At 58.7% G+C, this 14,473-nt stretch carries 14 protein-coding genes and 1 pseudogene; 12 read left to right on the plus strand and 3 right to left on the minus strand.

Annotation, left to right across the window (positions count from 1 at the left end):
- Positions 1-138 precede the first annotated feature (138 nt).
- Positions 139-1,797 (minus strand): hypothetical protein, encoded by a 1,659-nt coding sequence (locus ACNKH3_RS10935; RefSeq protein ID WP_417916549.1) that lies wholly within the window; start codon positions 1,795-1,797, stop codon positions 139-141.
- Between the two features lie 176 nt (positions 1,798-1,973).
- Between ACNKH3_RS10935 and ACNKH3_RS10940 the strand changes: the two genes are divergently transcribed.
- Together ACNKH3_RS10940 and ACNKH3_RS10945 are read left to right on the plus strand one after the other, a co-directional pair.
- Complete coding sequence (locus tag ACNKH3_RS10940; RefSeq protein WP_417916550.1) at positions 1,974-2,642, plus strand: XTP/dITP diphosphatase; 669 nt, start codon at positions 1,974-1,976, stop codon at positions 2,640-2,642.
- A gap of 253 nt (positions 2,643-2,895) precedes the next feature.
- Positions 2,896-3,255 (plus strand): annotated as a pseudogene (locus tag ACNKH3_RS10945) (group I truncated hemoglobin); the annotation flags it as partial.
- Between the two features lie 37 nt (positions 3,256-3,292).
- Here the strand turns inward: ACNKH3_RS10945 and ACNKH3_RS10950 are convergent.
- Positions 3,293-4,000, minus strand: coding sequence for a Crp/Fnr family transcriptional regulator (locus ACNKH3_RS10950; protein WP_417916551.1), 708 nt, complete (start codon positions 3,998-4,000; stop codon positions 3,293-3,295).
- Positions 4,001-4,297: 297 nt separating this feature from the next.
- Here ACNKH3_RS10950 and napF point away from each other — a divergent pair, with 297 nt between their 5' ends.
- The 8 genes from napF to ACNKH3_RS10990 all read left to right on the plus strand — a co-directional run bounded on the left by napF (position 4,298) and on the right by ACNKH3_RS10990 (position 11,770).
- Positions 4,298-4,828, plus strand: a complete 531-nt coding sequence (napF, locus tag ACNKH3_RS10955) for a ferredoxin-type protein NapF (RefSeq protein WP_420209269.1) — start codon at positions 4,298-4,300, stop codon at positions 4,826-4,828.
- 1 nt (position 4,829) lies between these two features.
- Positions 4,830-5,126, plus strand: a complete 297-nt coding sequence (locus tag ACNKH3_RS10960) for a chaperone NapD (RefSeq protein WP_420209270.1) — start codon at positions 4,830-4,832, stop codon at positions 5,124-5,126.
- Positions 5,123-5,353 carry a chaperone NapD gene (locus ACNKH3_RS10965; protein ID WP_420209271.1) on the plus strand — a complete coding sequence of 77 codons (231 nt, stop codon included), beginning with the start codon at positions 5,123-5,125 and terminating at the stop codon, positions 5,351-5,353. The genes ACNKH3_RS10960 and ACNKH3_RS10965 overlap by 4 nt, the downstream gene beginning before the upstream one ends.
- A 77-nt stretch (positions 5,354-5,430) precedes the next feature.
- Complete coding sequence (napA, locus tag ACNKH3_RS10970) at positions 5,431-7,923, plus strand: nitrate reductase catalytic subunit NapA (protein ID WP_420209272.1); 2,493 nt, start codon at positions 5,431-5,433, stop codon at positions 7,921-7,923.
- A gap of 11 nt (positions 7,924-7,934) precedes the next feature.
- Positions 7,935-8,807, plus strand: a complete 873-nt coding sequence (napG, locus tag ACNKH3_RS10975; RefSeq protein ID WP_417916453.1) for a ferredoxin-type protein NapG — start codon at positions 7,935-7,937, stop codon at positions 8,805-8,807.
- A complete protein-coding gene (gene napH / locus ACNKH3_RS10980; RefSeq protein WP_420209273.1) occupies positions 8,804-9,640 on the plus strand; it encodes a quinol dehydrogenase ferredoxin subunit NapH in 837 nt (278 codons plus the stop codon). Before napG ends, napH begins: the two co-directional genes overlap by 4 nt.
- An 11-nt stretch (positions 9,641-9,651) precedes the next feature.
- Positions 9,652-10,170, plus strand: a complete 519-nt coding sequence (locus ACNKH3_RS10985; RefSeq protein WP_420209274.1) for a nitrate reductase cytochrome c-type subunit — start codon at positions 9,652-9,654, stop codon at positions 10,168-10,170.
- Positions 10,171-10,420: 250 nt separating this feature from the next.
- Complete coding sequence (locus ACNKH3_RS10990; RefSeq protein ID WP_420209275.1) at positions 10,421-11,770, plus strand: multiheme c-type cytochrome; 1,350 nt, start codon at positions 10,421-10,423, stop codon at positions 11,768-11,770.
- Positions 11,771-11,879: 109 nt separating this feature from the next.
- On the opposite strand, the gene ACNKH3_RS10995 is transcribed toward ACNKH3_RS10990, so the two are convergent.
- On the minus strand, positions 11,880-12,092 hold the full coding sequence (locus ACNKH3_RS10995) for a hypothetical protein (RefSeq protein ID WP_420209276.1): 213 nt from the start codon (positions 12,090-12,092) through the stop codon (positions 11,880-11,882).
- Positions 12,093-12,517: 425 nt separating this feature from the next.
- On the opposite strand from ACNKH3_RS10995, the gene ACNKH3_RS11000 reads away from it, so the two are divergent.
- Both ACNKH3_RS11000 and ACNKH3_RS11005 read left to right on the plus strand, forming a co-directional pair.
- The gene (locus tag ACNKH3_RS11000; RefSeq protein WP_417916156.1) at positions 12,518-13,684 is read left to right on the plus strand and encodes a type IV pilus twitching motility protein PilT; all 1,167 of its coding nucleotides are present in this window, start codon (positions 12,518-12,520) and stop codon (positions 13,682-13,684) included.
- A complete protein-coding gene (locus ACNKH3_RS11005) occupies positions 13,681-14,418 on the plus strand; it encodes a hypothetical protein (protein ID WP_417916157.1) in 738 nt (245 codons plus the stop codon). The genes ACNKH3_RS11000 and ACNKH3_RS11005 overlap by 4 nt, the downstream gene beginning before the upstream one ends.
- Positions 14,419-14,473: the final 55 nt, after the last annotated feature.

Raw genomic sequence — 14,473 nt, forward strand, 5'->3', positions numbered from 1 at the left:
GTCAACAGTGCGGCTGCATGATAGGTTCAGGTCTGCTTTCTTAGATAGCAAGTCAGGCTGCTGGCTGTCAAGCGGTTTGGCCGCTTATTTTTGAGAAAAATTCCTATTCTCCGAGCGGCGGCAGCAGCCTTCCACCTTTTATTGTACTGCTTTTTTTCTTAAAACGAGAAATAAAAGCGCATGATTGTCCTCAGTTTGGCTCCAGCCTGCGGCTAAATCCAAGGTCTGAAAAAGTTGCGTCAGCTCGGCCCGCAGCTTTTCGGTCAAAACAGGAAACGCAGGCTGAAGCCAGCCCGCCGCCTGCTGCATTGCAGCGGCCAGCCGCGCCGGGCGAAGGACAAAGGCCGCGCTGTCAGCCGCGCTGAACGCCGCCGCCAGCTCCGGGCCGAGCAGCTGAAGCATGGCGCCTTCCTCCTGCTCCTGGGCCAGCAGGCGTTGCAGTCTCGATTCACCGTTGGCAAAATACAGCAGGCCGCCGCTCAGGGCAAGAGCCGGATGCGCGGCATCAGCAGGCAGGAGGTTCCAGTGGTGCAGGGACTGGCCAGCTGCCTCTGTCGTCTGCTCGGCGGCCAGCCGTCCCAGTTCGGCGGCCAGCCTGCTCCGCAGGGCGGTCAGAAGCTGCCGCGCCTGCTCCGGCTGCCGCGCTTGGACAGCAAGAGAGACTGTCGGCACAGGAAAAAGGCCGGTGCTGGCCAGCTCGCCAAGGCTCACGGCGGCCTGCGGCCCCAGCGCGGCCATGACTTCAGCAAAGGGCAGGCCGAAGAGCTGCCGCGCCTTCTCATCCAAGCTGGTCGGATCAGCGGCGGAAAAAAGGTCAGTCTCCAAGCCGGAGAACCAGAAATAGAGCAGACTCTGCTTGTTGAGCAGATGCAGGGCCAGATTCCGCTGCCCGCGCTGCCGCGCCCGCGCCTGCCGGACAGCCTCGTGCAGCCGGGCCGGCTCGCAGTCAGTCCGGCTGCGGAAGCGCAGCTCGCCCTGCCGCTCCGCCGCCGCCGCGCTCAGGCTGGTGAAGCCTTGCAGGCGGACGGCTGCCTCGTGCTGCCCGGCTGCGGCCAAGGCGGTTTGAAGCGTGGCCACATTGCTGTAAAATTTGGCGAAAAAATGGCTGTCCGCCGCCTCTTCCGCCCAGAATTTCTGCGCCGCCGCAAACTGCGGGCTGCTGTCCAAGCCGCCGCCCTGCTCCTGCTGCCGGATTGCCGCCGTCACAGTCTCCGGGCTGTAGGCAAGGATGATCACGCCGTCGCGGACAGTCCCGTAGAGCGATTCGTCATCATCCAAATGGATGCGGGTCAGCTCCAGCCCTGCCGCTGTCTGCTCTTGGCTCACCTCGCTCATGGTCAGGCGGGCAAGAGCGGCCACCGTGCTGGCCGCCGCCGATGAACCAAAGGCCAGCAGCGTCCGCCGCCGCTCCGCTTCCGGGTCTTGGCGCAGGCGGGCCGGATCAGGGGCGAGCAAGGCCAGCGTCGCGTCGTCGCCGAAAAGCCGCTGCAAAACCGGGCTGCGGAACAAGTCCGCCGCGCCGTCATAAAATTTCTCATAACGGCGGACAGCTTCCTCATCCGCGCCTCTTTCGGCGAGGAGGCCGCGCATGGTCTCTTTGGCAAAAAATTTTCCCGGCGCCGAGTCAGGAAAGGCGCGGGACAGCCCGCGCAGATCAAAAAGACTGAGAACAGCCCACGTGTCGGCAGGAAGATAGGCGGCATAATAGGCGCTGTCCGGGTCCGGCGCGGCTGCCGACCGGAGGAACCAGAAGCCCGCCCCGGCCAGCAGCAGGAGAATCAATATGATTTTTTTCATTTTTTCATTTTCTGGGAGCGGCAAAGGGAAAGCAGCGGACAGGGAAATTGTACTGCAAGCCGATGCAAAGTCAATCCGCATCAGGTATGATGGACGCGGCCTGCAAGGGGCGACGAACTGTTTTTTTCAAATTTAAGCCTGCGGACAGCAGCGCTGTCTGCGGAAGGAGCTGCGCAATGGACAAGATCATCGTGCTGGCCACCAGCAACCAGAACAAAGTCAAAGAGCTGCGGGAACTGATCAAAGGCTTTCCGGTGGAAATCAAATGTTTGAAGGATTTCGGCCCGCTGCCCGAGGCGGTTGAGGACGGCGCGACCTTTGAGGAGAACGCCTATAAAAAAGCCCTGCATTACGCCCGCGTGCTGGGCCTGCCTGCGCTGGCCGACGACTCCGGCCTGTCAGTGGATGCCCTGAACGGCGCGCCCGGCGTGTATTCAGCCCGCTACAGCGGCGAAAAAGCTGCGGACTGGGATAATTGCGAAAAACTCCTGCGGGAGATGGAGGGCAAAACAGACCGCGCCGCCCGCTTTGAGTGCGTTCTCTCGCTGGCCGTGCCGCACGGCCCGGCTTTGACTTGGGAGGGCCGCTGCGAGGGCCGGATCACCGGACAGCGGCAGGGAGAGGCCGGTTTCGGCTATGACCCGGTCTTTTTTTATGAAGAATTCGGCAAAACCTTTGCAGAAGTGAGCATGGCGGAGAAAAGCCGGGTCAGTCACCGGGGCAGGGCGATGCGCGAATTCGCCGCTGAATTTGACAAAGTCATGCAATGGCTTAAACAGCGGATGAGCGAGATCAAGCCGCCCAAGCCGGACCACAGCGAATTTGAACACAACGACTGGTCCTGAGCAGCGCAATCTTTTTCCATTTCTTGATCTGCGTCAAGGAAAGGAGTATGCTCTTCAAATATACTGTTCCTTACATGCGGCGGAATTTCATCCGCCGCCCTCACCGCAACGAATATACGGAGACTTTTTCATGAAAAAAATTATTCTGTTCGCTTCCGCAGCCGCTTTTCTGGCCATTTTCGGCGGCCACAACGCCTTTGCTGAAGACAAAGCCGCCGCGCCTGCCGCCGAGGCGGCCAAACCTGCCGCGCCGTCGCTCTACGAACAGCTGGGCGGCGAGAAGGCCGTTGACGCGGCTGTTGATCTGTTTTACAAAAAAGTGCTGGCTGACGACCGCGTCAACGGCTTCTTCAAAGGCGTGGACATGAACCGCCAGCTGGCCATGCAGAAGGGCTTCCTCACCTTCGCCTTCGGCGGGCCGAACAGCTATGAGGGCCGCGACCTGCGCGGCGCGCACACTCATTTAGTGCAGCGCGGACTGAACGACACGCATTTCGATGTCATTCTTGAGCACCTTGGCGCGGCGCTGAAAGAACTGGGCGTGAAGGACGAGCTGATTCAAAAGGCTGCTGATGTCGCCAACAGCGTGCGCAAGGATGTGCTGAACAAGTAAGTTTTTTTGCCACCGCAAAGCAGGCTGGCCGCAACGGTCAGCCTGCTTTTTTTTGTGTCATCTTACCCCCCCCCCATGAAATTTTTCCTTGCAATTCTGAATAACTAAGCAGGTTGATCTGCCGTCCGTCCACCCGGATCAGCCCTGCCGCGCTCAGATCGCTGAAGATGCGCGACAGCGTTTCCGGGCTGGTGCCGAGGAGATTGGCCAGCTGCTTTTTCGGCATGTCCAAAACCACCTGATCTCTGCGCTTCTGCTGCTCTGATAAATAAAGAAGATGGGCGGCCAGCCGCTCCGGCGCGCCTTTCAACGCAAGGCTTTCAATTGCGGCGGCGAAGCGGCGCATTCGCTGCGACTGCACGCTGAGGACGGACAGAGCCAGCTCTGGGTGGCTGGCGGTCAGAGCGACGAAATCAGGACGGGGAAAGAACAGGGCGACAGCTGCGCTCATGCTGGACGCGCTGGCCGGAAACAGCTGGCCGTGAAACACTGGCACGAGGCCGAACGGCTCGCCCGGGCCAAGCACATACAAAATATGCTCCCTGCCGTCCGGAGCCATTTTGAAGACCTTCACTTGCCCTTCGGCGACCACATAAAAGCCGCCGCTCGCCGAGCCTTCGGTGAAAATCATCTCCCCCCGGCGGAAACGCTTCTCCACAGCGATGTCCGTCAGCTGCCGCAGCAGCGGCTCGGCCAGCCCTTTGAACAAAACCGATGCCGCCACCGCCCGTTCTTTGCCTTTCATAAAATTGCGCAATGTTTTTTCTTTTCTTGATCTACATCAAGGAACAAGGCTTGCTGTTGCAAGTATAGTATCCCTATATGCGGCAGTCGCCTTGCAGGTCGGCACCGCAGCGGCTGGCGGAACTTTTTCTTTGACAGCAGGATTCATTTGGCATATAGAAAATATTCTATACCACAAAAATGGACTCATGTCTTCAAAATTGAGCGGAGAGCTTGACTGCTCACAGGTTCAGCCTTAACTGATAAAGATTCTCATTTTTATCTTTGCAGGTTTTTCTCAGAAAAAATCTGCTTTATGATGAACTTATCTGCAATACTTGCCAAGAAATTTTTTGAATATCTCCTTGCTGAGAAAAACTCTGCGCAGAGGCGGCAGAATGCCGGGCGGACAACTCCTCTCCTGCCGCCTTGGGCATCTGCCGCTGAAGCCTTCCGCCGCCTCTGCAACGGCTGCGGCGCCTGCGCCCAAGCCTGCGGCAGCGGCATCATCAGCATGGACAAGGACGGGTTTCCGATTGTTGATTTCAAGCAAGGCAGCTGCACTTTCTGCGGCGACTGCGCCCGCAGCTGCCTGACTGGCGCATTGCAGTTTGACCCAGAACAAAAGCCGTGGACTGTTGCCGCCCGCATCAGCGAGAACTGCCTGCTCGGCAGCCGGGTTCTCTGCCGCACCTGCGGCGACTGCTGCGAGCATGGAGCGATTCATTTTCCGCTGGCGGAAGGAAGGCGGCCTCAAATTTCGCCGGAACAATGCACCGGCTGCGGGGCCTGCGTCAGCGTCTGTCCGGTCGGAGCGGTTTCCTTAGCAACCTGCAACAAAGGTGAGTGAAATGAATTTATCCGGCATCGTGGCGCATGTCCAGCCGGTCTGCCCGGTCGCCCTGCGCGGACGGCTGGCCGATCTGGCCGGAGTGGAAATCCACGCGATCAAAGAAGACGGGCGGCTGGTCATCAGCGTTGAGGACGCGCCGGAAACAGCGCCGGCGGAACTGCTGGAGCGGGTGCGGAACCTGCCGGATGTGTGCTGCGCCGCAATGATCTACAGCTATTCCGGCTCAATGCAGAAGAGCGCGTCCTTGTTCGCTCAAAATTATGACCGCTGGCGCGGCAAAGGAGGTCTGGCATGAATATTTCCAGCATTGTGGTGCATTCCCGCCCGGAGAGCACAGAAGCTCTGCGCAGAGAGATGGCGGCCTTGGCCGGTGTTGAGGTCCATGTGGCCCAGCCCGACGGCAGGCTGGTGATCACGGTCGAGGACACCCCGGACGCGGCTCCGTCAGACACAATTATGAAGGTGCAGCTCATGCCCGGCGTGCTGGGTGCGGCAATGATTTATAACTATTGCGATGAGTAGGCTGCGGCATATGCGAACAAACGCGGCGCAGGAGCAGTGCCGCATATATAACAGTGACTTCACAAGGAGGAGAAGTTATGAAACTCAACAGGCGTGATTTCATCCGGGCAAATGCTGCTGCGGCAGCTGCTGCGGTGGTTGGCGTGAATCTGCCAGCAGCCGATGCGCTGGCGCAGAAAACTGATGACAGCGGCATCCGCTGGGACAAGGCACCCTGCCGCTTCTGCGGCACAGGCTGCACCGTCCTGGTTGGTGTCAAAGACGGCAGAGTGGTCGCAACGCAGGGCGACCCAGACGCGCCAGTCAATCGCGGCCTGAACTGCATCAAGGGCTACTTCCTCTCTAAGATCATGTACGGCAAAGACCGTCTGACCCAGCCCCTGCTCCGCAAGAAGAATGGCCGATACGATAAGAACGGCGAGTTCGCTCCGGTCTCATGGGACGAGGCCTTTGACATCATGGAGCTGAAGTTCAAGGAGTCTATCAGGAAGAACGGCCCGGACTCAGTGGGCATGTGCGGATCAGGGCAGTGGATGATCTGGGAAGGCTATGCCGCGCAGAAGTTCATCAAGGCAGGGCTGCGCACCAACAACCTTGACCCCAACGCCCGACACTGCATGGCCTCGGCGGTCACAGGCTTTATGCGCACCTTTGGCATTGACGAGCCGATGGGCTGCTATGATGACATTGAGCATGCTGACGCGTTCGTGCTCTGGGGCTCAAACATGGCTGAGATGCACCCGATCCTGTGGTCGCGAGTCACCAGCCGCCGCCTTACCGCTGAGCACGTCAAGGTCGCGGTGATGTCCACATACCAGCATCGCAGCTTTGATCTTGCGGACTTGCCGATTGTCTTCAAGCCCCATTCCGATCTGGTCATCCTGAACTACATCGCCAACTACATCATCCAGAACGGCAAGGTCAATCAGGACTTTGTTAAACAGCACGTCAAGTTCAAGACCGGCACCACGGACATCGGCTATGGCCTGCGTCCTGAGCATCCTAAGGAGAAGGCGGCCAAGAACGCGGGCAAGGCCAATGACGCGGTTGATTGCAGCTTTGAGGACTACGCCAAGTTTGTCGCCGAATACACCTTGGACAAGGCGCATGAGATGTCTGGCGTGCCAAAAGAAACGTTGGAAGAGCTGGCCAAGCTGTATGCTGATCCCAAGCGCAAGGTAATGTCTTTCTGGACCATGGGCTTTAACCAGCACACACGGGGCACGTGGGTCAATAACATGATCTACAACATCCATCTCTTGGTGGGCAAGATCTCCGAGCCAGGCAACAGCCCATTCTCGCTCACCGGCCAGCCTTCAGCCTGCGGCACAGCCCGTGAAGTCGGCACATTCGCCCATCGGCTGCCTGCGGATATGCAGGTCACTAACCCTGAGCATCGGCATCACGCTGAGGAGATATGGAAGCTGCCGGAAGGAACCATCCCGGACAAGGTTGGTTATCACATTGTCCAGCAGAACAGAATGCTCAAGGACGGCAAGCTGAACGTCTATTGGGTGATGTGCAACAACAACATGCAGGCCGGTCCCAACCTGAATGAGGAGAGCTATCCAGGCTACCGCAACCCGGACAACTTCATCATTGTCTCAGATGTTTATCCGACCGTCACGGCGCTGGCCGCTGACCTGATCCTGCCTGCGGCCATGTGGGTGGAGAAGGAAGGCGCCTGGGGCAATGCCGAGCGGCGCACGCAGTTCCTGCGCCAGCAGGTCAGGGCTAAGGGCGAGGCCAAGAGCGACCTGTGGCAGATCGTCGAATTCTCCAAACGCTTCAAGACTGACGAGGTTTGGCCTAAGGAGCTGCTGGACAAGAACCCGGCTTACAAAGGCAAGACGCTGTATGAGGTGCTCTATGCTAACGGCCAGGTGAACGAGTTCCCTCTGAGCCAGCTGCAAAAGGGCTTTGACAACGACGAGTCGCATTATTTCGGCTTCTACATCCAGAAGGGGCTGTTCGAGGAATATGCCAAGTTTGGCCGTGGCCATGGACATGATCTCGCGCCGTTCGAGATGTACCATCAGGCGCGCGGCCTGCGCTGGCCAGTGGTGGACGGCAAGGAGACTTTGTGGCGTTTCCGCGAGGGCTATGATCCCTATGTGAAAAAAGGCGAGGGCCTGAAGTTCTACGGCCACAAGGACGGCAAGGCCGTGATCTTCGCCCTGCCCTACGAGCCGCCGCCGGAGATGCCGGACGCGGAATATGACATCTGGCTCTGCACAGGCCGGGTGCTGGAGCACTGGCATTCCGGCTCCATGACCCGCCGGGTGCCGGAGCTGTACCGGGCTGTGCCGGACGCGCTGCTTTACATCCACCCGGAGGACGCGAAGAAGCGCGGCCTCAAACGCGGCGAGCTGGCAAAAATTGTCTCCCGCCGGGGCGAGATCACCTGCACAGTGGAAACGCAGGGCCGCAACAAGCCGCCGCAGGGACTGGTCTTCATTCCGTGGTTTGACGAGGGCCGCTTGGTCAACAAACTGACCTTGGACGCAACCTGCCCGATCTCCAAGCAGACCGACTTCAAGAAGTGCGCGGTCAAGATCATGAAGGCGTGACGGAGCGGATTATGAGCAATGAACAGCCTGCCAGCCCGGCGCGGCGGCGGCTTTTAACTGAAACTCTTCCGGCGGCAGCAGGCGCGGCAGTCCTGGCCGTCCTGCTTGGCGGACATCAGCAGTCGGCGCAGGCCTTGCCGCCCCATGCAATCAGGCCGCCGGGCGCATTGCCGGAGGAGGACTTCCTGTCCGCCTGCCTGCGCTGCGGCCAGTGCGTGCGTGCCTGCGAGAAGAATCTGCGCCAAGACAAGGGCGGGGAAACAGCGCAGCCGGAAGCCTTCCCGACAGACGCGGGGGCGTTCGTCTCGCAGTTAGCTGAGCTGGGGACAAACGCGCCGCTGGAAACAGCGGTGCCGGTGCTGCGTTTGGCCGAGTTCGGCAGCGGCATTCCGGCGGGCACGCCGTATTTCGTCCCCCGGATCAGTCCTTGCCGCCTCTGCGAGGACATGCCCTGCGTCAAAGCCTGTCCTTCCGGCGCGCTCAACAAGAAACTCCCCTCGATTGACAAGGCCAGAATGGGGCTGGCCGTGCTGGTGGATCATGAAAACTGCCTCAACCATCAGGGTTTGCGCTGCGATGTCTGCTACCGCAACTGCCCGGTGATTGACAAGGCCCTGACCTTGGAAATGCAGGTCAACCAGCGCACCGGCGTTCATGCCCGCCTGATTCCGACTGTGCATTCCAAGCATTGCACCGGCTGCGGCAAGTGCGAACGATCCTGCGTGCTGGAAAATCCGGCGATCAAGGTGCTGCCGCTGGCGCTGGCTAAAGGCGAGCTGGGCAGGCATTACCGGCTGGGCTGGGAAGAGAAGGAAAAGGCGGGGCATTCGCTGATTCCGCCAGTCCTGCAACTGCCAGTGCGCAAACCGGAGGAGCTGCCATGAAACAACGCATTGCAGGCCGTGAGGCCGTTGCAAAAAAAGGCTGGCTGCGGGCGCACAAGTGGCTGCTGCTCCGCCGTTTGTCGCAGCTCGGCATCCTCGGCATCTTTCTGCTGGGGCCGCTGGTTGGCATCTGGATCATCAGCGGGACGCTTTCGGCCAGCACAGTGCTTGGCTTTCTGCCGCTGACCGATCCGCTGCTCTTGGTGCAATCCTTGGTGTCCGGGCATCTGCCGGAAACAGCCGCCGTCTTTGGTTTCATAGCTGTGCTGGTCATCTACAGCCTGCTTGGCGGGCGGACGTACTGCGCTTGGGTCTGCCCGGTCAACCTTGTCACTGACGCAGCCGCATGGACAAACCGGCGGCTGGAACTGAAGAAAAACCTCAGCCTGAGCAAAACCACCCGCTGGTGGCTGCTCGGCTTCATCATCGTCTTGTCCGCGCTGACCGGCAGCATCGTTTGGGAAGCGGTCAATCCCGTGACCGCCCTCCAGCGCGGCCTGCTTTTCGGCATGGGACTGGGCTGGCTGCTGCTCGCCGCGATCTTCGTCTTTGACGCATTTGTTCTGCGGCATGGCTGGTGCGGCCACCTCTGTCCGGTCGGCGCGGCCTACAGCCTGCTTGGCTTCACCGCCGCGCTGCGGGTCAAAGCCGCTGGCCGCGACCGCTGCACCGACTGCATGGACTGCTTCACCGTCTGCCCAGAGCCGCAGGTCATCCGGCCCGCGCTCAAGGGCGACGCAAGCCCGGTCATTCTTTCCCATAACTGTCTCAACTGCGGACGCTGCATGGATGTCTGCCCGCAGGATGTGTTTTGCTTCTCTCAACGAACCTGATGGAGTTTGTCATGAAAAAGACCATTCTCACACTCTCTCTGCTGACTGCCGCCCTCACCTGCCCGCCAGCTTTTGGCGGCAAGGACGATAATTCTCCGGCCCCGGCGCAGGACAATGTTCAGGCGCAGACTGCTGTGCAAGCAAAAGCTGCCGGGCCGTTGAAAGGTTTGCGTAAAAATGAAATCAACGGCCCGGAAGACGCGCCGGTGGATCCGAACTGGACCACCAAGGATGCCAAGGTGCCGCGCACCTTCATCCATCAGCCGCCGGTGATTCCGCATGACATCAGCGGTTTCACGCTCAACACCGCGCAGAATGACTGCCTCGGCTGCCACGGTGTCGAGGGATCCGGCGCGCCCAAGCCCTTCAAAACCCACTACACGGACCGAGACGGCAAACCGACGGAAACGGTTTCCAAACGCTGGCATTTCTGCCTTCAGTGCCATGTCGGCCAAGTGGACGCGCCGCCTTTGGTGGAAAATGTTTTCGGCAGCGGCAAGGGGAAATATTCATTAGGAACCAAGGAGTAAATCCGGCTAAATATATTTTTCAGATTCAGCGAAAAATAAACTTGCATTTTTCGCTGAATCTGAGATACTGCTGTTTAAAAAAATAAAATTTTTTAAAGGTCAACTTTCTGACCTGAAAAAATCAAAGATGGAGGAATGTATGAAGGTGAAGGCCGCAGTTTGGTCATGCGCTGCTTTGCTTGCCGCAGGCGCAGCTCATGCCGCAGAAGACAGCCGTCCTGCCGCATTGTCGCAAGAAACGAAACAATGTTTGCAATGTCACAAAGACATCAACACCGGCATGTATCAGGAGTGGGGCGAAAGCAAGCATTTCGGCGCAAATGTCGGCTGCTACGAGTGCCACAAGGCGGAAAAAGGCGAGAAAGACGCGATTGACCACAACGGTTTTTCCATCTCCGTCATTGTCTCGCCCAAGGACTGCTCGCGCTGCCACGCCAAAGAGGTGGAGGAGTTTGAAGGCTCCCACCATTCCAAGGCCGGCCAGATTATGGGTTCCTTGGACAACACCTTGGCTGAGGTGGTCGAAGGCAACAAGGGCATGAAAACCGAGGCCTTCCCGAAAGGCGTTTCCGCAGCGGCGGTCAACGGCTGCTGGCAGTGCCACGGCAATGTGGTGCAAGTGCTGCCCAACGGCAAGCTGGATCCTGCAACTTGGCCCAACACCGGCATTGGCCGCATCAACCCGGACGGCAGCGAAGGCAGCTGCGCGGCCTGCCATTCACGGCACAACTTCTCCGCTGCTCAGGCCAGAAATCCTGAGAACTGCGGCAAGTGCCACATGGGGCCGGATCATCCGCAGATCGAGATATACAACGAGTCCAAGCACGGCATTGCCTATCAGGCCAACAAGGACCGGATGAACATGAATTCCTCCAAGTGGATTGTCGGCGAGGATTACTCAGCGGCCCCGACCTGCGCCACCTGCCACATGTCCGCGACCAAGGACATGGATGTTTCTCACAACGTCGGCCTGCGCATCAAGTGGAACAACCGCCCGGCGATCTCCAAAGAGACGCACACAGTGGACGCTGGCTGGGGCTTGGAGTCCGCCAAAATCACCGGCGACGAGCGGCGGGTCAACATGAAGAAGGTCTGCATCTCCTGCCATAACGTCAACTTCACGGACAATTTCTTCATTCAGTATGAAGAGCTGATGAAGCTCTATCATGAGAAGTTCGCTCATCCCGGCATCAAGCTCTACGATGCGGCCACCAAAGTGCTGAAGGCAATCAAGGGCAAAGAGTATGTGCAGTTCGCCCAAGCTATTGACTTCACGTGGTACGAGATATGGCATCATGAAGGCCGCCGCGCACGGCATGGCGCAGCGATGATGGCTCCTGACTACACCCATTGGCACGGCACCTACGAGGTGGCCAAGCATTGGGCTGCCAAGTACATTCCTGAACTGAAGGAAGTCATTGAACAAGGCAAGCACAGCGAGAACAAAGAAGCAGTTGCTGCGGCTGAAGAGCTGGAGAAGCTGCTGACTGAGACGCTGGAGAGCGACAACCACAAGTGGTTCATCGGCAAGGAAGACGCTGCTGACAAAGAAGAACGGGCGAAACGCGCTGAGGAGTTCAAGGCGAAGTACGCCAAATAAGCTGGCGTGAGCAGGCGGGGTCGGTCGGCCCCGCCTGCCGCTGCATTTCTGCAAAACAAAAGCCGGAGAAGCGGTGCTTCTCCGGCTGGATTGGCGGCGCGGGATATCATCAGAACTTGCTCATCTGATTCATCAGCTTGAGTTTCTCCGCGCCCATGTTTTTCTGCATCATCTGCGGCTGAATGACCTGCATCATGTAATTCTGCCCGGCGCGCTCGGTCATCATCTTGCCGCGCATCTGCTCCTTGAACGGCATCTCAGGATAGACGGAAGACATTGTCTGCTGCTGCATCTCCGTCACGATCTCGTTAATTATTTTCAAGATCGACGGATCCAAATTTAATTTCTCGGCAGCATGAGAGACGGAAAAAGACAATGCTGAAGCAAATGCGGTGACAGTCAGGATTGACTCTGATTTTTTCAGTGTGCTCATTTTATTTTCCCCCTCTCAGTTCAGTTGAATAACCTCTCCTGTTTTCAGGATACCGTAAACATCCTGCGAAAGTCAAGAGAGCATCTCTCTTTTTTATTTTCTTTCCCGTTTGTATGCAATGAAAAACGGCTCTGTTTCGCCGTTCTCCTGTTTCAGCCTGCTTCCTCGGAAAAACAGCCGGATCTGCCTGTGCGGTCAAAAAATGCTTGCAGTTTGCCCGGCGGAATTTCATACTTGAGCTGCGTCCGGGCTGACAGCGCAGTCTCACCGGGCCGACCTGACCTGTTTTTTCAACCATCAGCGCGGAGGTGCGCATGAAACAGCCGGAAACCGCCTACTGGGTCGCGTCCATGCTGGGCAAGAAAAAGGGCGTGTCTGATTTGAACGTCACTGTGGGCAAGCCGCTCCAAGTCGAGATTGACGGCGCGATGACACCCGTGGAGGTGGAGCCGCCGGTGGAGGAGCTGACACCGTTCCAGACCGAGGTCTTCGCCCTGAATCTGATCAACGGCAACCAGCGCCTGCTCAAGGACTTGGTCGCCACCGGCTCCTGCGACACCTCCTACACCTTGGAGGGGAAAGCCCGTTTCCGCGTCAACGTCTTCACTCAGAAAAGCTGCTTTTCCACCGTGCTGCGCAAGCTGGAGACCAAGATTCCTTCGATCAGGGATTTTGGCTTTCCCGACTGCTTCTACAAAATGGCCAAGGAGCGCAACGGCCTGATCCTCTTCACCGGCGGCACCGGCACCGGCAAGACCACCTCGCTGGCCTCGATCCTCAACGAGATCAACGAGACCCGCGCCGTTCATATTGTCACCTTGGAAGACCCGATCGAATACGTGCATCCGCATAAAAAAGCCACCTTCAACCAGCGCGAGCAGGGCGAGGATTATGACTCCTTCGCCAACGGCCTGCGCGCCGCCCTCCGCCAGGCGCCGAAGGTGATTTTCGTCGGCGAGATCCGCGACCGCGAGACGCTGGAGATCGCCCTCACCGCCGCCGAGACCGGCCACGTGGTTTTCTCCTCCATGCACACCATCGACGCGGGCCAGACCGTCAACCGAGTCATCGGCATGTTCGAGCACGACGAGCAGGCGCAGATCCGGGTGCGCCTGGCTGACACCATCCGCTGGATTGTCAGCCAGCGCCTGCTGCCCAAGCTCGGCGGCGGCCGGGTGGCGGCACTGGAGATCCTACACACCAGCCTGCGCGTCAAAGACCTGATCCTCAACGGCGAGGACATCCCGGCGGACAAAACTTTCTACAGCATCCTCACTGAGGGCGTGACCTTGGACATGCGCACCTTTGACCAGCATATCCTCCAGCTCTTCGAGCAGCAGCTCATCAGCGAGGATGTGGCCATGACCTACTGCTCCAACCGCAGCGTGATCAAGCGGGGCATGGACACCATCAAGGCCACCAAGGGCGAAAGCACATCCAGCATCACAGGGCTGGCCATGGAGCAGGAGGAGAAAAAATGATCAGCAGCTGCCCGCACTGCCAAGGCGCGCTCAAATTCAATGCCGCCCAGCTCGGCAAAATCGAGCAGGCACTGAAAGGCCTCAAGCCGGGCCAGCGGCTGCCGCTTAAATGTCCGCACTGCACCAAGCCGATGAACCTCGACGCGGCGGGCAACGCGGAAGGCCCGCCCAAGGCCGCCGCCGCGCCGCCGCCCAAGGCGCCTGATCCTGCCGCCGAGGAGGTCAAGCCGCCGCCGCCGCCGAACATGGACTGGCTGAAGAGCATGAAGAACGAGGAGATGCAGTTCAGCGATCATGCCCGCGACGTACCGATGGCTCTGGTGCTGCACAGCGATGACAACATGCGTCATCTGATCAAATCCTCGATGGAGGCCCTGGGCTATCAGGCCTCCTCGGTCAACACGCCGGATGAGGCCATCCACGAAACGCAATCGGTCAGCTACGCCTGCATTGTCTATCATACAGGCTTTGAGCCGGGCGGGTTGGAAAAATCTATTTTCCATAGCTACATGCGCAAAATGCCGATGTCCCGGCGGCGCTATATTTTCTACATCCTCATCGGGCCGGAGTTCATCAGCCTCTATGACATCCAGGCACTCGGCAACAGCGCCAACCTGGTTGTGTCGGAAAAGGACATGAAGGATTTCCAGCCAATTCTGCACAAGGCCATTCCATATTACGAGCAGCTCTTCGGCCCGCTGCTCGAAGAGCTGGCCAACTACGGCAAAAAATAGCCTCCTTGAAAAAAAAGACGGGCTTCCCGCAGGAAACGGTTGTTTTTCAGGGATA

It is taken from the genome of Candidatus Electronema sp. JC, assembly GCF_048287365.2.
Classification (GTDB): Bacteria; Desulfobacterota; Desulfobulbia; order Desulfobulbales; family Desulfobulbaceae; genus Electronema.